Origin of the sequence: Amycolatopsis sp. NPDC059657 (genome assembly GCF_042734395.1) — a bacterium.
In the GTDB taxonomy this organism is placed as follows: Bacteria; Actinomycetota; Actinomycetes; order Mycobacteriales; family Pseudonocardiaceae; genus Amycolatopsis.
In genome coordinates this window covers 37,829-56,188 of record NZ_JBHWEB010000001.1, presented here as the reverse complement: position 1 = coordinate 56,188, position 18,360 = coordinate 37,829, and the positions used below count along the sequence as shown (strand labels likewise).

19 protein-coding genes are annotated in these 18,360 nt (G+C 66.0%); 15 read left to right on the top strand and 4 right to left on the bottom strand.

Annotated features, from left to right (window positions below; translation table 11 throughout):
- Positions 1 to 2: 2 nt before the first annotated feature.
- From ACFV15_RS00255 to hypB, 12 genes are read left to right on the top strand one after another with little or no spacing between them, the layout of a single operon-like run.
- Positions 3 to 1,769 (top strand): nickel-dependent hydrogenase large subunit, encoded by a 1,767-nt coding sequence (locus tag ACFV15_RS00255; RefSeq protein ID WP_378347926.1) that lies wholly within the window; start codon positions 3 to 5, stop codon positions 1,767 to 1,769.
- Between the two features lie 3 nt (positions 1,770 to 1,772).
- The gene (locus ACFV15_RS00250; protein WP_378347925.1) at positions 1,773 to 2,294 is read left to right on the top strand and encodes a NifU family protein; all 522 of its coding nucleotides are present in this window, start codon (positions 1,773 to 1,775) and stop codon (positions 2,292 to 2,294) included.
- A complete protein-coding gene (locus ACFV15_RS00245) occupies positions 2,291 to 2,908 on the top strand; it encodes a DUF5947 family protein (protein ID WP_378347924.1) in 618 nt (205 codons plus the stop codon). Before ACFV15_RS00250 ends, ACFV15_RS00245 begins: the two co-directional genes overlap by 4 nt.
- Positions 2,901 to 3,533, top strand: coding sequence for a DUF6084 family protein (locus ACFV15_RS00240; RefSeq protein WP_378347923.1), 633 nt, complete (start codon positions 2,901 to 2,903; stop codon positions 3,531 to 3,533). Before ACFV15_RS00245 ends, ACFV15_RS00240 begins: the two co-directional genes overlap by 8 nt.
- The gene (locus ACFV15_RS00235; protein WP_378347922.1) at positions 3,530 to 4,837 is read left to right on the top strand and encodes a hypothetical protein; all 1,308 of its coding nucleotides are present in this window, start codon (positions 3,530 to 3,532) and stop codon (positions 4,835 to 4,837) included. The genes ACFV15_RS00240 and ACFV15_RS00235 overlap by 4 nt, the downstream gene beginning before the upstream one ends.
- Positions 4,834 to 5,331: a hydrogenase maturation protease gene (locus tag ACFV15_RS00230; RefSeq protein WP_378347921.1), complete on the top strand. Its 498-nt coding sequence runs from the start codon at positions 4,834 to 4,836 to the stop codon at positions 5,329 to 5,331. Before ACFV15_RS00235 ends, ACFV15_RS00230 begins: the two co-directional genes overlap by 4 nt.
- A gap of 4 nt (positions 5,332 to 5,335) precedes the next feature.
- Complete coding sequence (locus ACFV15_RS00225) at positions 5,336 to 5,443, top strand: DUF6893 family small protein (RefSeq protein WP_378347920.1); 108 nt, start codon at positions 5,336 to 5,338, stop codon at positions 5,441 to 5,443.
- Positions 5,444 to 5,445: 2 nt separating this feature from the next.
- Positions 5,446 to 5,718, top strand: a complete 273-nt coding sequence (locus ACFV15_RS00220) for a HypC/HybG/HupF family hydrogenase formation chaperone (RefSeq protein WP_378347919.1) — start codon at positions 5,446 to 5,448, stop codon at positions 5,716 to 5,718.
- An 8-nt stretch (positions 5,719 to 5,726) separates the two neighbouring features.
- Positions 5,727 to 6,854 (top strand): hydrogenase formation protein HypD, encoded by a 1,128-nt coding sequence (hypD, locus tag ACFV15_RS00215; RefSeq protein WP_378347918.1) that lies wholly within the window; start codon positions 5,727 to 5,729, stop codon positions 6,852 to 6,854.
- Positions 6,851 to 7,933, top strand: a complete 1,083-nt coding sequence (gene hypE / locus ACFV15_RS00210) for a hydrogenase expression/formation protein HypE (protein ID WP_378347917.1) — start codon at positions 6,851 to 6,853, stop codon at positions 7,931 to 7,933. The genes hypD and hypE overlap by 4 nt, the downstream gene beginning before the upstream one ends.
- Entirely contained in the window at positions 7,933 to 8,262 is a 330-nt protein-coding gene (hypA, locus tag ACFV15_RS00205; RefSeq protein ID WP_378347916.1) for a hydrogenase maturation nickel metallochaperone HypA, read from the top strand. The genes hypE and hypA overlap by 1 nt, the downstream gene beginning before the upstream one ends.
- A complete protein-coding gene (gene hypB / locus ACFV15_RS00200) occupies positions 8,262 to 8,975 on the top strand; it encodes a hydrogenase nickel incorporation protein HypB (protein WP_378347915.1) in 714 nt (237 codons plus the stop codon). The genes hypA and hypB overlap by 1 nt, the downstream gene beginning before the upstream one ends.
- A 13-nt stretch (positions 8,976 to 8,988) precedes the next feature.
- Here the strand turns inward: hypB and ACFV15_RS00195 are convergent, their stop codons facing one another.
- On the bottom strand, positions 8,989 to 9,513 hold the full coding sequence (locus tag ACFV15_RS00195; RefSeq protein WP_378347914.1) for a GNAT family N-acetyltransferase: 525 nt from the start codon (positions 9,511 to 9,513) through the stop codon (positions 8,989 to 8,991).
- A 249-nt stretch (positions 9,514 to 9,762) separates the two neighbouring features.
- On the opposite strand from ACFV15_RS00195, the gene ACFV15_RS00190 reads away from it, so the two are divergent.
- Positions 9,763 to 11,007 (top strand): DUF222 domain-containing protein, encoded by a 1,245-nt coding sequence (locus tag ACFV15_RS00190; RefSeq protein WP_378347913.1) that lies wholly within the window; start codon positions 9,763 to 9,765, stop codon positions 11,005 to 11,007.
- A gap of 76 nt (positions 11,008 to 11,083) precedes the next feature.
- Here the strand turns inward: ACFV15_RS00190 and hypF are convergent, their stop codons facing one another.
- Positions 11,084 to 13,327, bottom strand: a complete 2,244-nt coding sequence (gene hypF / locus ACFV15_RS00185) for a carbamoyltransferase HypF (RefSeq protein WP_378347912.1) — start codon at positions 13,325 to 13,327, stop codon at positions 11,084 to 11,086.
- 40 nt (positions 13,328 to 13,367) lie between these two features.
- Between hypF and ACFV15_RS00180 the strand changes: the two genes are divergently transcribed.
- Entirely contained in the window at positions 13,368 to 14,096 is a 729-nt protein-coding gene (locus ACFV15_RS00180; protein WP_378347911.1) for an HAD family hydrolase, read from the top strand.
- Positions 14,093 to 16,432, top strand: coding sequence for a glycoside hydrolase family 65 protein (locus tag ACFV15_RS00175; RefSeq protein ID WP_378347910.1), 2,340 nt, complete (start codon positions 14,093 to 14,095; stop codon positions 16,430 to 16,432). Before ACFV15_RS00180 ends, ACFV15_RS00175 begins: the two co-directional genes overlap by 4 nt.
- A gap of 668 nt (positions 16,433 to 17,100) precedes the next feature.
- Here the strand turns inward: ACFV15_RS00175 and ACFV15_RS00170 are convergent.
- Both ACFV15_RS00170 and ACFV15_RS00165 read right to left on the bottom strand, forming a co-directional pair.
- Entirely contained in the window at positions 17,101 to 17,274 is a 174-nt protein-coding gene (locus ACFV15_RS00170; protein WP_378347909.1) for a hypothetical protein, read from the bottom strand.
- Between the two features lie 10 nt (positions 17,275 to 17,284).
- Positions 17,285 to 18,232, bottom strand: coding sequence for a Ppx/GppA phosphatase family protein (locus ACFV15_RS00165; protein ID WP_378347908.1), 948 nt, complete (start codon positions 18,230 to 18,232; stop codon positions 17,285 to 17,287).
- Between the last annotated feature and the right edge of the window lie 128 nt (positions 18,233 to 18,360).

The window sequence follows — 18,360 nt, the reverse complement described above, 5'->3', positions numbered from 1 at the left end:
ACATGGCTTCCAAGCCCAAGGACGACCTTGTCGAGATGTCGTGGGACCCGATCACGCGCATCGTCGGCAGTCTGGGTATCTACACGAAGATCGACTGGGCACAGAAGAAGGTCGTCGAGTGTCACTCGACCTCGTCCGTCTTCCGCGGCTACAGCATTTTCATGAAGGGAAAGGACCCGCGCGACGCGCATTTCATCACCAGCCGGATCTGCGGTATCTGCGGTGACAACCATGCGACGTGCTCGGTCTACACCCAGAACATGGCCTACGGGGTCCGTCCGCCGCATCTAGGCGAGTGGATCATCAACCTCGGCGAGTCCGCGGAATACATGTTCGACCACAACATCTTCCAGGAGAACCTGGTCGGGGTCGACTACTGCGAGAAGATGGTCGCCGAGACCAACCCCGGTGTGCTGGAACTGGCCAACCGCACCGAATCCCCGCACGCGGCCGACCACGGCTACCGCACCATCGGCGACATCATGCGCTCGCTCAACCCGCTGGAAGGCGAGTTCTACCGCGAGGCACTGCAGGTCAGCCGCTCGACCCGCGAGATGTTCTGCCTGATGGAAGGCCGCCACGTCCATCCGTCCACTTTGTACCCAGGCGGCGTCGGCACCATCGCGACCATCCAGCTGTTCACGGACTACATGAGCCGATTGATGCGGTACGTGGAGTTCATGAAGCGCTGCCTGCCGATGCACGACGACCTGTTCGACTTCTTCTACGAAGCACTTCCGGGCTACGAAGAGGTCGGCAGGCGCCGGATCCTGCTCGGCTGCTGGGGCAGTCTCAACGACCCTGAGTACTGCGACTTCACCTACGAGAACATGGAGATGTGGGGTCGCAAGATGTTCGTGACCCCCGGTGTGGTGGTCGACGGCAAGCTGGTCACCACCAGCCTGGTCGACATCAACCTGGGCATCCGGATCCTGCTCGGCAGTTCCTACTACGAGGACTGGGAAGGCCAGGAGAAGTTCGTCACGCACGACCCACTCGGCAACCCGGTCGACGGCAGGCACCCGTGGAACCAGCACACCATCCCGCGGCCGCAGAAACGGGACTTCGGCGAGAAGTACTCGTGGACGATGTCGCCGCGCTGGTTCGACGGCAAGGACCACCTCGCGCTCGACACCGGCGGCGGCCCGCTCGCGCGCCTGTGGGTGACCGCGCTGGCGGGCCTGGTCGACACGGCCTACGTCAAGTCCACCGGGCACAGCGTGGTGATCAACCTGCCGCGCACGGCCTTGAAGCCCGAGGTCACCTTCGAGTGGAAGATCCCGAAGTGGAGCAACGCACTCGAGCGCAACCGGGCGCGCACGTACTTCCAAGCGTACGCGGCGGGTATCGCGCTGCACTCCGCTGAGAAGGCGCTCGCCGAACTCCGCGCGGGCAATACGAAGACCTGGGAGAAGTTCAAGGTACCGGACGAGGCCGTCAGTTGCGGGTTCACCGAAGCCGTCCGCGGCGTGCTGTCACACCACATGGTCATCAGGGGCGGGAAGATCGCGAACTACCACCCGTACCCGCCGACACCATGGAACGGCAGCGTCCGCGACTCCTTCGGCACGCCGGGCCCGTACGAGGACGCCGTGCAGAACACGCCGATCTTCGAGGAGAACACGCAGGAGAACTTCAAGGGCATCGACATCATGCGCGCGGTCCGCAGCTTCGACCCGTGCCTGCCCTGCGGTGTGCACATGTACACCGGGAACGGGAAGGTGCTGGAGAAACTGCACACCCCGCACGCGTTCACCACGGACGTCTGAACCATGGATGCCGGTCAGGTCGGCGAGCGCATCGAACAGCTGCTCGGTGAGATGGAGGATGTGGACAAGGCCGAGGACCTCGTCCACACCCTGATGGAGTTCTACGGCGCCGGTCTGTCCAAGATCGTGGAGATCGGCGGTGCGCCGCTGCTCGAGCGGCTCATCGCCGACGACCACGTGAAAGGCCTGCTCATCCTGCACGACCTGCATCCACAGTCCACCGTGGAGCGGGTCACCGCGGCACTCGAGACGGTGCGGCCGTATCTCGGCTCGCACGCCGGCGACGTCGACCTGGTCGGCATCACCGACGACGGGGTGCTGCGGCTGCAACTCAGGGGAACCTGCGACGGATGCCCCTCGTCGACGGTGACCGTGAAGTACGCGATCGAGAAGGCCATTCACGCCGCGGCGCCGGAGATCACCGATATCGAGGTCTCCGGCGTCGTGGCGGAAACCGGTCCTGGCGGGCGGACGCTGCTGCCCTTACAGGCACTCGAATGCCCGGTCCCCGCGGAGTCGGCATGACCGAAGGGTTACGCCGCTTCCTCAAACCCGCCCCGCGCGCCAAGCCGGGCGAGCGGTGCGAGATGTGCACCGAGCCGATTTCCGAGGAGCACGGGCACGTGATCGACTTGGAGTCTCGGGTGATCATGTGCACGTGCCGGGGCTGCTACCTGCTGTTCACCCACTCCGGCGCCGGCGGCAAACGGCATCGGGCGGTGCCACAGCGGTACCTGCACGCGCCCGACTTCACGCAGGCCGCCGGGGTGTGGGAGTCCATCGGCATCCCGGTCCGGATGGCGTTCCTGTTCCGGAACTCGGTGCTGGACAAGACGGTCGCGTTCTACCCGAGCCCGGCGGGCGCGACCGAGTCACTGCTGCCGATGGGTGCTTGGGAAGAGCTCCTGGCGGCCAACGCCGAGTTCGCGACCGTGTCGCCGGATGTGGAGGCCCTGCTGCTTAACAAGCTGGACAACACCTTTGAATGCTTCTTAGTGCCCATCGATATCTGCTACGAGCTGGTCGGGTTGGTCAAGCTGCACTGGCGTGGCTTCGACGGCGGCAGTGAGGCGTGGACCGCGATCGACGGCTTCTTCGCCGCTCTGCGCGAGCGCAGCGAGGTCGTGAGCGGTGGCTGAGCTGAGTTTCGACGTCGTGGACGTCCAGCCGATGCGGTACAGCGCCGCACCGACGCTGACGTTCAAGCTCCGCATCGCCGAGGTCAGCGGGCAGTCGATCCACGCGATGGCGCTGCGCGTGCAGATCCGCATCGAACCACAACGCCGCCGCTATGGCCCCGAGGAAGCCGAGCTGCTGACACATCTGTTCGGCGACCCATCGCGCTGGGGCGACACGTTACGGCCGTTCCAGTTCAGCAGTGTCGCGGTGATGGTGAAGAGCTTCACCGGGTCCATCGAGGTCGACGTCGAAGTGCCGGTCAGCTATGACCTGGAAGTCGCGGCGGGCAAGTACTTCCACGCGCTGCAGAACGGTGTGGTGCCGATGGTCCTGCTCTTCAGCGGGACCATCTTCGGCAAGGGCGACAAGGGCTTCTGGGTCGAGCCGGTGCCGTGGCACGTCGAAGCCGAGTGCCGGATGCCGATCGAGGTATGGGATCAGCTGATCGCGCTGCATTTCCCTCAGGCCACCTGGATCAAGCTGCACAAAGAGACCCTCGACGCGCTGCTGAAGTTCAAGGCGGCGCACGCGATCCCGACCTGGGATGAGGCGATGACGAAACTGCTGGCGGCGGTGAAGTCATGAGTACTGTGCTGGAGCAGGCGAAGGCCATCGGCGACGCGGTGCTGTACGAGGGCTATCTGCTGTATCCGTACCGGGCTTCGGCGGCCAAGAACCGGCTGCGATGGCAGTGGGGCGTGCTGATGCCGCCGTCGTTCGCGTCCGACGACATCGGCGAGTATTCGTACTCGCACACCGAATGCCTGCTGGAACCCGGCTCGCACGCGACGCTCCACCTCAAGATCCGCTTCCTGCAGGCGCAGGCCCGGCTCGTCCATGACGGACAGGCATTCGTCGACTCGCTGACCGTCGACGGCGTCGAATACACCGCGTGGGACGAGGCCGTCGAGCAGGAGATCGACATGGTCGTGCCCGCGGCCGAACTGCTCGCCCAGCGCGTCGAACTGCCGTTCACCGTACCGGCGGCCGAGACGACCGAAGGCTGTCTCGTGCGGCGCACCCAGGAGCTTTCGGGCAGGCTGACCGCCAGGCTCGACTCGCTCGACGGTCCGTTCGGCGGCGCCCGGTTGACGGTGGACCTGGCGAACACCAGCACCTGGACGTCCCCCGAGCCGACCAGGGAACAGGCCTTGCACCACGCACTGCTGGCCGCACACCTGGTCTGTTCGGTCGACGCCGGGCATTTCCTCTCGATGCTGGACCCACCGGAATGGGCGAAACCCGCGGTCGCGGCCTGTGTCAACGACCGGGTCTGGCCGATCCTGATCGGCGACGAGCAGCGCAGCCAGGCCGTGCTGGCGTCGCCGATCATCCTCTACGACAACCCGACGATCGCCGCCGAGAGCCAAGGCGAGCTGTTCGACGGCACCGAGATCGACGAGATACTGACGTTGCGCACGATGGCGATGACCGACGACGAGAAACGACAGGCGCGGGCCACCGACCCGCGTGCGCGCGAGATCGTCGACCGCGTCGACTCGATGCCGCAGGAGCTGCTGGACCGGCTACACGGCACGGTCCGCTATCTGCGCTCGGTCACTGGCGAACCCGCCGACGTTCCCTGGTGGGATCCCGGTGCCGACGAGTCCGTCTCCCCCGAAACGGACTCCGTGGTCGTCGCAGGCATCGCCGTCGCGGCGGGCGCCAAGGTCAGGCTCAACCCCGGTTTGAAACGGTCGGACGCGCAGGACATGTTCCTCACCGGCCGGATCGCGACCGTGCGCGCCGTGCTGTCCGACGTGGACGGAGACACGCACATCGCGGTCACCGTCGACGACGACCCCGCCGCCGACCTGCAGAACACGCACGGCCGTTTCCGCTATTTCTCCCCCGACGAGATCGAACCTATTTTGGAGGCGCGGCAATGAAGCCACGGGTCCTGGTGGCGGGCATCGGCAACATCTTCCTCGGCGACGACGGGTTCGGCGTCGAGGTGATCAAGGAGCTGGAGCACGTCAAACTGCCGGACTGGGTCCAAATCGCCGACTACGGGATCAGCGGCATGCACCTCGCCTACGACCTGCTCGGCGGCTACGACACCACGATCCTGATCGACGCGTCACCCCGCGGCGAGGCACCGGGCACGATCTACCTGCTCGAGGCCGACATCGACGAGCTGTCGCAGTCGAGCATGCAGCCCGACGCGCACGGCATGCAGCCGGACGCGGTGTTCCGGCTGCTCACCATGCTCGGCGGTGACGCCGGGCGGGTACTGGTGGTCGGCTGCGAGCCCGCCACCACCGCAAGCGGGATCGGTCTGAGCGCGGCGGTCGAGGCCGCCGTGCCGGAAGCCGTCCGGGTCGTCACCGAACTGGCCTGGGGCACGAGCCCGCATCTCTCGAAACAGAAAACGGAGGTTTGAAGCCATGTTCAAGCGCCTGCTGGTCCTGCTCTGCCTGGTCGGAGCGACGGCTTGGGCCGCGAAACTGATCGAACCGGACGTCAAGCGGTATCTGGAAATGAGCAGGATGTAGCCATGTGCCTGGGAATTCCTGGTGAGATCATCGAGATCAGTTCCGAGCGGCCCGATCTGGCCAAGGTCTCGGTGAGCGGCGTCAAGCGGACGATCAACATCGGGCTGCTCGAAGACGACCCGCCAGCGCCCGGCGACTGGATCCTCATCCACGTCGGCTTCGCACTGTCCAAGATCGACGAGGCGGAGGCCTCGGCCGCACTGGAGTTCCTGGAAAGCATCGGCAAAGCCTACGAAGACGAGCTGGCCGCACTGGCCGAATCCCGCATCGAGTAAGGAAAGTCATGCGATACGTCGATGAGTTCCGCGATGCGGACAAGGCACGGGCGCTGTCCGCGAAGATCACGTCGTTGTGCGAGCCGGGGCGGCGATACAAGTTCATGGAGGTCTGCGGCGGCCACACGCACACCATCTACAAGCACGGGCTGGAAGACTACCTCCCGGAGACCATCACGCTCGTGCACGGCCCCGGCTGCCCGGTATGCGTGATCCCGATGGGCCGTGTCGACGACGCCATCCACATCGCGCGCCAGCCGGATGTGCTGATGACCTCGTTCGGCGACATGATGCGCGTGCCGGGTTCCGGCGGGAACTTCTTCGACTCCAACGCGGAAGGCACCAACATCCGAATGGTGTACTCGCCGCTCGACTCGTTGAAGATCGCCCGCCAGAACCCGGATCTGCGCGTGGTGTTCATGGCGATCGGGTTCGAAACGACCACGCCGTCCACGGCGATGACCGTGCTGCGCGCGGCGGCCGAAGGCATCACGAACTTCTCGGTGTTCGCCAACCACGTGACGATCATTCCCGCGATCAAGGCCATCCTGGACTCGCCGGATCTCCGGCTCGACGGGTTCATCGGCCCCGGCCACGTGTCCACGGTGATCGGTTGCCGCCCATACGAATTCATCGCGCGCGACTACGGCAAACCCGTAGTGGTGGCCGGTTTCGAGCCCTTGGACATCTTGCAGTCGATCTACCTGCTGATGGTACAGCTGGCCGAGGGTCGGTCCGAGGTGGAAAACCAATACTCACGGGTCGTCCCGTGGGACGGCAATCTCGTCGCGCTGCGCGCCATCAACGAGGTCATGGAGCTACGGCCGTACTTCGAGTGGCGCGGACTCGGCTTCATCTCGCATTCGGCGATGGCCATGCGTGACAAGTACGCCGCCTTCGACGCCGAACGCACCTACGCGATACCGGGTCTGCGCGTCGCGGACCCCAAGGCTTGCCAATGCGGCGAAGTGCTCAAAGGCGTTCTTAAGCCTTGGGAATGCAAGGTATTCGGCACTGCGTGCACGCCGGAGACACCGATCGGGACCTGCATGGTGTCGCCGGAAGGTGCCTGCGCGGCCTACTACAACTTCGGGCGTTTCAGCCGCCAGCGTGTGCGGGAGGCGAGCCAGGCATGACCACCGTTCCGACCGATCGAGAGCAGCAGGTACTCGACCGCATCGACAAGGCACGCCGTCGCCGCGCGAAGGTCCGCGAAGAGCGCATCACGCTTTCGCACGGCTCCGGCGGCAAGGCGACCCAGACGTTGATCGAGGCCGTGTTCCTCGAGGCCTTCCGCAACCCGTTGCTGGAACCACTCGATGACGCCGCCTCGTTCACCGTCGACGGCGCCGCGCTAGCGCTGACCACGGATTCCTATGTGGTGTCGCCGATTTTCTTCCCTGGCGGCAACATCGGCGACCTGGCGGTCAACGGCACGGTCAACGACCTGGCCGTGTCCGGCGCGCGCCCGTTGTATCTGACGGCCGGTTTCATCCTCGAAGAAGGCTTCCCGATCAAGGACCTTCTGACGATCGTGGCCTCGATGAAGGAAGCCGCGTCGGCCGCCGGCGTCTCGATCGTCACCGGCGACACCAAGGTCGTCCAACGCGGGAAAGCGGACGGCTGCTACATCAACACGGCGGGCGTCGGCAGCCTCATCCGCCGCGACCTCGGCGTTTCGACGGCCAGGCCGGGTGACGCGATCCTGGTGTCCGGCCCGATCGGCGAGCACGGCATCACCATCATGCTCGCCCGTGGCGAACTGGACATCGACGCCGACCTGGTGTCCGACACTGCCCCCGTCCACTCCCTGGTTTCCTCGTTGCTGGCTGCGGTCCCCGGTGTCCGCGGCATGCGCGACGCCACCCGCGGCGGCGTGGCCACGATCCTCAACGAGATCGCCAAAGCCGCCGACGTCGCGGTGATCGTCGACGAGAAGACCATCCCGGTCAAAACGGAAGTCCGCGGTGCGGCGGAGCTGCTCGGCATCGATCCCCTCTACGTCGCCTGCGAAGGCCGCATCGTGGTCGTCGTCGACGGTGAACAGGCCGCTTCCGCGCTGGATGTCCTCCGCGCCCATCCGCTGGGCGCCGAGGCCGCGATCATCGGCCGCGTCGCCGAGGACCCGCCGGGCCTGGTGCTGCTGAACACCACGTTCGGCGGCACCCGCATCGTCGACCTCCTTGTCGGCGACCCGTTGCCCCGGATCTGCTGATGCACGAAATGTCGATCACCCAGAGCGTCGTGGACGCGATCGTCGAGAAGCTCGACGACGCGGTCATCACCTGCGTACGCCTGGAAATCGGCAAACTGTCGGGCGTGGTCCCGGACTCGGTCCGCTTCTGTTTCGACGTGATCTGCGCCGGGACCACACTGGCAGGCGCCTCGCTGGTCATCGCCGAACCACCCGGCGTCGCCGCCTGCCGCGATTGCGGGGCGGAGTTCTCGGTGGACGACCTGATCCTGCTTTGCCCGTGTGGCAGCGCGAACGTGCAAGTCCTTTCGGGGCGCGAGCTGCGCATCAAGTCTGTGGAGGTGGCGTGATGTGTGCGACCTGTGGCTGTTCCGACTCTGACGTCCGCATCGAGCACGTCCACGGTCATGGCCATGGTCACGGCCACACCGTCACACTCGAGCAAGATCTGCTCGCCAAGAACGACGCGGGCGCCGACCACAACCGAGCTTGGCTGACCGCCCGCGACATCCTGGCGATCAACGTCATGAGCTCACCCGGTGCAGGCAAGACCACGTTGCTCACCCGCACGATCCGGGAGTCGGCACTGCCCATCTCGGTCATCGAAGGCGACCAGGAAACCCTCCTCGACGCCGAACGCATCAAGGCGACGGGCGCCCCGGTCATCCAGATCAACACCGGCGCTGGCTGTCACCTCGACTCGGACATGCTCTCGCGCGCGCTCGAAACCCTGAGCCCGGTGGCCGGCTCGATCCTGTTCATCGAAAACGTCGGGAACCTGGTCTGTCCAGCACTCTTCGACCTCGGCGAGGCTCACCGCGCGGTGATCATGTCGGTCACCGAGGGCCCGGACAAGCCGTTGAAATACCCCCATATGTTCGCCAGCAGCGACCTGATCATCCTGAACAAGATCGACCTGCTGCCCTACGTCGACTTCGACGTTGAAGCGTTCCTCCGCGACGCCCGCAAGGTCAACCCCGGCGTCTCCGTGCTGCGGTTGTCGGCGACCACCGGCGAAGGCGTCGAGGAGTGGTACAAGTGGCTCCGTTCCGCCGCTGCATAGGATGTTATACGCCCTACCAAACGTCCCCATCCCGCCAGTCCGCCGTGATCTCGCCCGCGAGATCCAGCGCCACATCCCCTTGCAGCACAAAGACACAGTCGTCTTCCTCAGGCGTCGCCTCGATCCCGCCGGGCGTCAACGCGAACGTCCTCCCTTGCCACAATCGCCAGCCCCGCTGGACGTAAAAGGCCGCTCCCTCATCGGACGCGCCCAGCACACCGACGTCGTACGCGCCCTTGATGATGCGTTCCAGTTCAGCCATCATCGCCCCGGCCACGCCTTGTCTCCGCTTGTCCTCACGCACCGCGACAGCCTCGACATACCCCGCCCGCAACGCCTTGCCTTGATGCAGGATCCGACGTTGAACCACGGAGGCGTGCCCGACGAGATCGTCACCATCCCAAGCGAGCGCGTGCATGCCACCCAGCGCGTGTTCCCAGTCCTCCTCGGTCATGTCGTCGAAGACCTCGTACAGCAAAGCTTTGGCGCGCCCAAGAATCTCGGGTGCGAGGTCGCCGGTATGCACGGTTTGAATCACAAGAAGCCACTCTCCTCCGACGCCTGCTCGCCTTGTCGCAACTGCGTGATCCTCAGGCTCGTCCACCCGTACAGCCTTCACGACCGACCCCACGCTCCGCATCCGAATTCTCGACCGCGATCCCCGAATCAGGTGACGCTTTAACGCTGCCTAGAACGCTTTAAACGCGTTTCGCCGATCGCTGTCCGTGGCATTCAGTCCACCCAATAGTGCGCGAACACGTGTTCTATTCGCAGGTAAAGTGGAGTCATGACCACCACCGATGCTCCTGAGACGTGGCACCTAGCCCCGTCCGAGCTTGCCGACGCCCTGCGCGAGGAGATCCGTATCTCCCGCGTCGCGGAGGCGCGTGCCGGTGCGTTGATCGCCGAGATCGAGACCCGTGGTGTGAAAGCCCTCTTCGGGTACCACACCACCGCCAGTTTTTTGATGCACTTGCTGACCATCTCTCGATCAGAAGCGAATCAACGCGTCAGACGCGCCCGAGCCCTCAACCCCACCCGCGGCCCCGATGGATCCAACGCTCCCGCCGCTGCGCCGACCGCCAGTGCCGCCGCTAGTGAAGGCGCGATCAGCGACAACCACATCGACATCATCGTCACCACGCTGAAGAAGATGCCTGCCACCGTTTCCGCGGCGGATCGCGAATCCGGGGAGAAACTCCTCGGCGACCTCGCCCGCGAGGTCGCCCCGCCCGATCTCGCCAAAAAGGCCGCCGCCATGCTCACCCAGGCGAACCCGGACGGGCCAGAGCCGAACTCCTCACCCGTCCGCGAACTCGGCAACGAGGCCCGCAGCAGAACGCGGCCCGATGGGCGCGTGGAATGGAAGCTGACCCTCACCGGCGTCGCGGCCGCCCAAGCCGGGCTCTACACCACCGAACACACCCCGCTCGTCTGCGACGACGAGACCGATACACGCAGTCGGGAGGAAAAACTCGGTGACGCCTGGGCGGAGATCCTCGCCCGCGCGACCGGCGACCCCGACCAGCCCGACCAAGCCGGAATCCCACTCCAGCTCACCCTCACCACCACCATCCCGGAACTTCTCGCCGAGTCAGGGTTCGTAACCTTGGAAGGCGGACAGCAGATCTCCGCGCGGGACGCACGTCGGGCGTGCTGCGAAGCCGATGCCTACGTCGGCATTCTCTCCGGCCAGGATGTCCCACTGGACCTGTCGAGGTTGCAACGCTACGCCAGCCCCGGTCAACGGCGAGCGTTAGCCTTGCGGGACAAGGGATGCGCGTTCCCGGGGTGCCGACGCACACCGCGCGACTGTGACGCCCACTATCTCGTCCACTGGCTCAACAACGGCGAAACCAAGCTCCACAACTTGTGCCTGCTCTGCGCCCATCATCACCGGCTGATCCACAACTCGCCATGGGAGATACAGATGGACGACGACGGCAGGCCCATCTTCATACCTCCGGCTTACCTCGATCCCTTGCGCACACCCCGGCGCAACACCGCTCACGACGCCTATGCCTCCACCTAGCACCGATCACGTTGGTGGGCAACAGAACTCCTGTCGCCCACCAACGCGGCGCCACCACGAGAGCGACTACCGCCTACTAGTCAAGGCCTTGCCGCCCGCACCGCGTAACCCCGGCGATCACGGCTTGCCCCAGCGAAACACCGCCGTCGTTCGTCGGCACACGCGAATGCGTCAACACCGTGAAACCCGAGGACTCCAATCCTGTCACGACGAGATCCGAGAAAAGGCAGTTCTGGAAGACCCCGCCCGACAAAGCCACCACGCCGACCGAAGTGCGGTCCCGGAGCAGTGAGCACACCTGGATCACCGCGTTCGCCAAGCCCCGATGGAATCGCGCCGATACCACACCGGCACCCGACAAATCCGAAGCAGCCGCCCGGACCAGGTCGACACCGAACACCCGAACCTGCTCGCCCTCCACCACACGAACCGGATAGGCACCCGGTTCCTCGATGTCCGCGATCTGCTCCAGCTCGATTGCGGCCTGCCCCTCATAGTTGATCACGTCGCGCAGGCCCGCGACCGAGGCGACTGCATCGAACAAGCGGCCAGCGCTGGAAGTCAGAGGTGAATTGACGCCCGCGCGGGCCATCGAGGACACCGCGGACCAGGTCACATGCCGCGAAACAAGCGCGTCGGGCGCGTCGGAACCCAGGTACGCCAAGCCCATTCGCCACGGCGAGCGGATCGCCGCCGCACCACCTGGCATCGGCACTGGCTCAAGGTGGCCCAGGCGCGAGTAGCCGAAGTAGTCGGCGAGCAGGAACTCGCCGCCCCAGATGGTGCCGTCCGGGCCGTAGCCGGTGCCGTCGAAGGCGACGCCGAGCACGGGGCCGTCGAAGCCGTTGTCGGCCAGGCACGACGCGATGTGCGCGTGATGGTGCTGCACGCTCACCAGTTCGACGTCCGGGAGGTCGAGCGCGTATTTGGTCGACAGGTACTCCGGATGCAGATCGTGGGCGACCACCTCGGGGTGGATGTCGAACAGGCGTCCGAAGTGATCAATTCCGTCTACAAAGGATCGCAAGGTCTCGTAGTTCTCCAGGTCCCCGATGTGATGGGACAGGAAGGCGTGCCCGCCCTTGGCCAGGCAGAAGGTGTTCTTCAGCTCGGCGCCGCATGCCAGCACCTGTCCGGAGAACGGCACGCTGAGCGGTTCCGGTACGTAGCCACGCGAACGGCGTTGCACCTGCTCCCTGCCGCGGAACGGGCGGACCACCGAGTCGTCGGTGCGCATGTGGATCGCTCGATCATGGCTGAGGACCGCGTCCGCTATCCCGGACAAACGCCCCACCTCGTCATCGCGGTAGACGATCGGCTCGTCAGAGATGTTGGCGCTTGTCAGCACCATCGGGCGGCCGAGATCGGCGAGCAGCAGATGATGCAGTGGCGTGTACGGCAGCATCAGGCCGAGACGGCGGTTGCCAGGCGACACGGCGGGCGCGACCGCGGCATCGGCCAGGCGCGGGAGTAGCACGATCGGGCGACGGCGGCTGGTCAGCATCGACGCCGCCAAGTCGTCCACCGCGCACAACGTACGGGCCGCGGCCAGGTCCGGGACCATGATGGCGAACGGTTTGTCTTCGCGGTGCTTTCGAGAGCGCAACAGGGCCGCGGCGTCGTCACTACCCGCGTCGACCGCCAGGTGGTAGCCACCGAGCCCCTTGACGGCGACCACCTGTCCGGCGGCCAGCAACTCCACAGTGGACGCCAGCGGGTCCGGGGCACCGTCCAGGTCCGGGACACCGTCGAGAAACAGGCGTGGTCCGCACACGGGACAGCAGACCGGCTGGGCGTGGAAACGCCGGTCTGCCGGGTCGGCGTACTCCGTCGCGCACTCCGTACACAGGGCGAAGCCCGCCATAGTGGTGAGCGGACGGTCGTACGGCACACCTCGAACGATCGTGAAGCGCGGGCCGCAGTGGGTGCAGTTGATGAACGGGTAGCGGTAGCGACGGTCGGCTGGGTCCCACAGCTCACGGAGACACTCGGCGCAGGTGGTGCTGTCAGCCGAGATGAGCGTGTTGGCCGAACCGCCTGCCGGGCTCGCCACGATCCGGAACCCGGACGAGCCTTCGGCAGCGAGCGAAACCGACCGCACCGATTCCACGACCGCGAGCGGCGGCGCCTCCGCGCGTAAACCGGCCACGAAGACATCGACGGTCTCGTGAGCGCCTTCGACCTCGATGAAGACGCCGGACGCGTCGTTCCCGACGTGCCCGGCGAGGCCGAGCCGAGTCGCCAGGGCGTGCACGAACGGCCGGTAGCCGACCCCTTGCACCACGCCGGAGACCCGCACCGCAAGCCGGACCGGACTCACGTGATCAGTGTAAGTCGCCGGGAGCCGGTAGCGTCGAAGCATGCTAGGACTTCCCGAGACCGTTTCCGCACTGCTGTTCGACCTCGACGGGGTACTGACCGGAACGGCCGCCTTGCACAAGGAAGCGTGGAAGCAGACCTTCGACGAGTTCCTGGTGAAACACGGCATACCGGACGAGCCGTTCACCGACCACGACTACGCCGCCTACGTGGACGGGAAGCCACGCGCCGACGGCGTCCGCTCATTCCTCGCCGCGCGGAAGATCGAACTGCCCGAAGGCGGGCCTGACGACGGACCTGACGCCAAGACCGTCAACGGCCTCGGCAACCGCAAGAACGAACTCGTGCTCCGCATCATCGAGGACCGTGGCGTCGCCCCCTACGAAGGCTCGCGGCGCTACCTCGAAGCGGCGCGGGACAACGGCCTCAAGATCGGCGTCGTCACGTCATCGGCCAATGGTGCGAAGGTACTCGAAGCCGCCGGGCTGACGCCGTTCGTCCAAGCCAGGATCGACGGCAACACGCTGCGCGAGCAGAACCTGCGCGGCAAACCTGCACCCGACTCGTTCCTCGCGGGTGCGAAAGTTCTTGGCGTCGAGGCGCAGCACGCTGCCGTGTTCGAGGACGCTCTCGCCGGGGTCCAAGCCGGCCGAGCAGGTGACTTCGGATACGTCGTCGGGGTGAACCGGGCGAACCAGGCCGAGGAACTGAAGGAACACGGCGCCGACGTGGTGGTCGACGATCTGGCCGAACTGCTGGAGGAAGTGTGACCGAGGAACACGGCTACGAGATCTCGCCGTGGGAACTACGCTGGCGTGGACTCGACGTTGACGCGCTGCAGCGCACGGAGTCCACGTTCGCGCTGTCCAACGGCCACATCGGGCTGCGCGGCACGCTCGAGGAGGCCGAACCTCGTGGGCTGCCCGGCACCTACCTGAACGGCTTCTACGAGGAGCATGCGCTGCCATACGCCGAGGGCGGCTACGGCTACCCCGAGGCAGGCCAGACCGTGGTCAACGTGACCGACGGCAAGATCATCCGGTTGCTGGTCGAGGACGAGCCGCTCGACATGCGCTACGGCGAGGCCATCGAACACGACCGTGTGCTGGACTTCCGCACCGGCATACTCACCCGCTCGACCGTGTGGGCCTCCCCCACCGGCAGGCGGGTCCGAGTCCGCACGCAGCGGCTCGTTTCGTTCACCCAGCGCGCGGTGGCGGCGATCAAGTACGAGGTCGAGCCGCTCGACGACGAACTCCAGCTCGTCGCCCAATCGGACCTGCTCGCCAACGAGCCGATCGAGTCCGACACGAAGGACCCACGTGTCGCGGCCGCACTGGAGTCGCCGCTGGTGGCGGAATTGGCCGCCGCCAAGGACTATCACGCCGTGCTCGTGCACCGAACGCGCGTCTCTGGGCTGCGGATGGCCGCGGCGATGGACCACAAACTCGACGTCGGCAACGGGCTGCGGGTCAGGATCGAGGCCGAGGAGGACCTCGCCAGGCTCACCGTCGCCGCCGATGTGCCCAAGGGCGAGAAGTTCACCATCACCAAGTTCATCGCGTACGGCTGGTCGGGGACGCGGTCCATCCCCGCGGTCCGCGCGCAAGTCGAAGCCGCGCTGGCCGGCGCACGCCAGACCGGTTGGAAAGGCCTGCTCGCCGAGCAGAAGAAGTTCCTCGACGACTTCTGGGCCACCGCGGACATCCAGATCGACGGCGACCAGCAGCTCCAGCAGGCGGTGCGGTTCGCGTTGTTCCACCTGCTGCAGGCCGGGGCACGCGGGGAAAGCCGGGCGATTCCCGGCAAGGGTCTCACCGGGCCCGGCTACGACGGCCATGCCTTCTGGGACACCGAATCCTTCGTGCTCCCGGTCCTGACGTACACGATGCCGGACGCCGTGCGCGACGCGCTGCGCTGGCGTCACTCCACATTGGACAAGGCGCGCGAGCGCGCGGTCCAGCTCGGGCTCAGGGGCGCCGCATTCCCGTGGCGGACCATCGACGGCGCCGAATGCTCGGCATACTGGCCTGCGGGCACGGCGGCCTTCCATGTCAGCGCCGATATCGCGGACGCGGTCACCCGGTACCTCAACGCGACCGGCGACGAGGACTTCGATCGCCACTACGCCACCGAACTCCTGCTCGAGACCGCACGACTGTGGCTCTCGCTCGGACACCACGACCGGCACGGCGGGTTCCGCATCGACGGCGTGACCGGCCCCGACGAGTACTCCGCGGTCGCCGACAACAACGTCTACACAAACCTGATGGCCCAACGGAATCTACGCGCCGCTGCGGCGGCCTGCGAGCGGCATCCCGAAGTGGCCGCGCATTTCGCGGTCGACGGCGAGGAGATCGGCATGTGGCGTGCCGCGGCCGACGAGATGGTCATCCCGTACGACAAGGCACTCGGAGTGCACCCCCAATCCGAGGGATTCACCCGCCACGCGGACTGGGACTTCGCCGCCACGCCGCCCGAGCATTACCCGCTGCTGCTGCACTATCCGTATTTCGACTTGTACCGCAAGCAGGTCGTCAAGCAGGCGGATCTCGTGCTCGCACTGCACATGTGCGGCGATTCGTTCACCGCAGACGAGAAAGCACGCGACTTCGCTTACTACGAGGCAAGAACGGTGCGAGACTCCTCGCTGTCGGCGGGCACGCAGGCCGTGCTCGCGGCGGAGACCGGGCATCTCTCGCTGGCGTTCCAGTACCTCGCCGAAGCGGCGCTGACCGATCTTCACGACGTGCACAACAACGTGCGCAATGGCTTGCACATGGCTTCGCTGGCGGGAGCTTGGCTGGGTGTCGTGGCGGGTTTCGGCGGGCTGCGGGACCACGGCGGCGGCCTGACATTCTCGCCGCGCCTGCCTGCCCAGCTAGCCAGGATCGCTTTCCGGGTCTGCTTTCGCGAGACCCGGTTCTCTGTTGAGATCCACGACGGGCACGCGATTTATCTGCTCATGGATGGCGAACCGCTCGAACTCACTCACCACGGCGAGAAATTCCTGCTCGCCGCCGAGCCGGTCAGCATGCCGATCCCGAAGATCAAGCCCGGCGATCCGCCGCTGCAGCCGTTCGGGCGAGCGCCCTTGCGGCACTGACGGGTTTTCACTGCTAGCCCGTTTCACTGCTGGCCCGCCTAGCGACGCTACTGCTTCTAGCGCTGCTAGGCGGTCTAGCTGCGCTAGTTCACCGAGCGCCGCTAGGCCAGCCAGACCTGCTGGCAATGCTAGATCCGCTCGGCGGGCTACATCTACTCGGCGAGCTGGAACCGCTCGGGGGGAGCTAGCGCCGCTCGGCAAACTCGCACTGCTTGGGGCTAGCGTTGCTCGGCGGACTTGCGCTGCTCGGCGGGCTAGCGCTGCTCGGCGGGCTAGCGCTGCTCGGCGCGAAACATGCGAGGTGGGCGAGTGGAAACTCTGCTGCATCTAACGCAGTAAAGGTTCCACTCGCTCATCCGAGCTTGCGGCTGTCGCCCTTGCCCACTCGCTCCACAGAACGTAACGCTGCTAGGTCAACGAGTAGTGCTGGGCCGACTAGCAGTGCTAGGTGAGCGAGCAGCGCTAGGTCGTCTGCCACCTAGCGCTGCTAGGTGAGCAAGCAGTCCAGGTCGTCGCCTGTCTAGCGCTGCTAGGTGACCTAGCGACGCTAGGTGGAGTAGCAGCGCTAGATCGAGTAGCGCTGCTAGATCGGCCCGAGGATCCGCGTGCCGACCGGCCCGCCTGACCAGCAGGCAACTAGGCCAGCAGGCGGCTAGAACAGCAGGCGGCTAGGACGGGGGCAGGACTCCGTCGTCGGTGTTGGGCGGGTCGTCGACCTCCTTGGTACCGCCGGTGCCGACGTCGCGGTTCGGCACCGAGGGGACCTCGGTATTCAACGGCGGCGTGCGCAACGGGGGCAGCTCTTCGTCTTCGTCCTGCTTACGAGTCTCGTGTTCGCGCATGACAACCACCTTAGGCAGCTTGGAGCTTTCCCAGCCGTTCCGGACGTACCCCGTCCAGCATGCCCAATAACAAGCCTTCACGGGTGGACCACGGGCACACCGAGATCCGGCCCGCCGAAACCGTCAGCAAAACCTCGGCGATGATCGCGCCGGCCAGCGCCTGATGCGCACGTTGCCTTGTAATGCCAGGAAGTTCAGCGCGACGAGCAGGCGGAAGCACCGCGAGACGCGGAATCCACTTGCGGAGGTCGTCCAAAGCCAGCTCCTGGCCCCGACCGGGTCGAGCACCGGCGAGCCGAGCAAGCTGATTCAGCACCTTCGAGCAGCCGACTGCCCGGTATTCCTTCAAAGACACGTCATCCAGCGCCGCGCGCACCTCGGTCAGGGCATGCTCGCGCAGGGCGGCGATGCGCTTGGGAGTGGCGATCTCGTGCGGCAGCCAATCACGGGTCATCGAGCGGGCGCCGAGCGGGAGCGAACGGGCGAAGGAAGCCTGCTCTCCTTGTCCCGCGGCGAGTTCGACGGTTCCGCCGCCGATGTCCAAGACGAGCAAGGGGCCTGAGCAGGCGCCGTACCAGCGGCGGGCCGCGACGTAGGTGAGCTCGGCTTCCCTTCTGCCGGACAGGAAACGGAGGCGGACACCGGTATCCTTGGCTACCGAGGCCACCACTTCTTCGGCGTTGACCGCGTCGCGGATGGACGAGGTGGCGAAGGAGTACACCTCGGGGACGCCGTTCTTCTCCGCGACCTTGGCCGCGGCGCAGACGGCGGCGGAGATGGCCGCGATCCCTCTTGGTCTGAGTCTGCCTTCGGCGTCGAGGTCGCGGTCGAGGCGTAGCCGCGTCTGGTGGGTCAGCACCGGCTCCAGCGGTGAGCCTCCCCTCGGGAGCACCACAAGCCGGGCGCTGAACGATCCGACGTCCAGCACTCCCACCACCTCAGCGACACCACGCCGCATTCGAGCACCTCTTTTCTAGCCCGTAACCCCCAGTAGCAGCCAACCACGGAGAGTCGTCAACGACACTCTCAACGGGTACCCACAACTATCCGGTTCAGATCACGATCCGGTAACCCGAACGGGTGAGG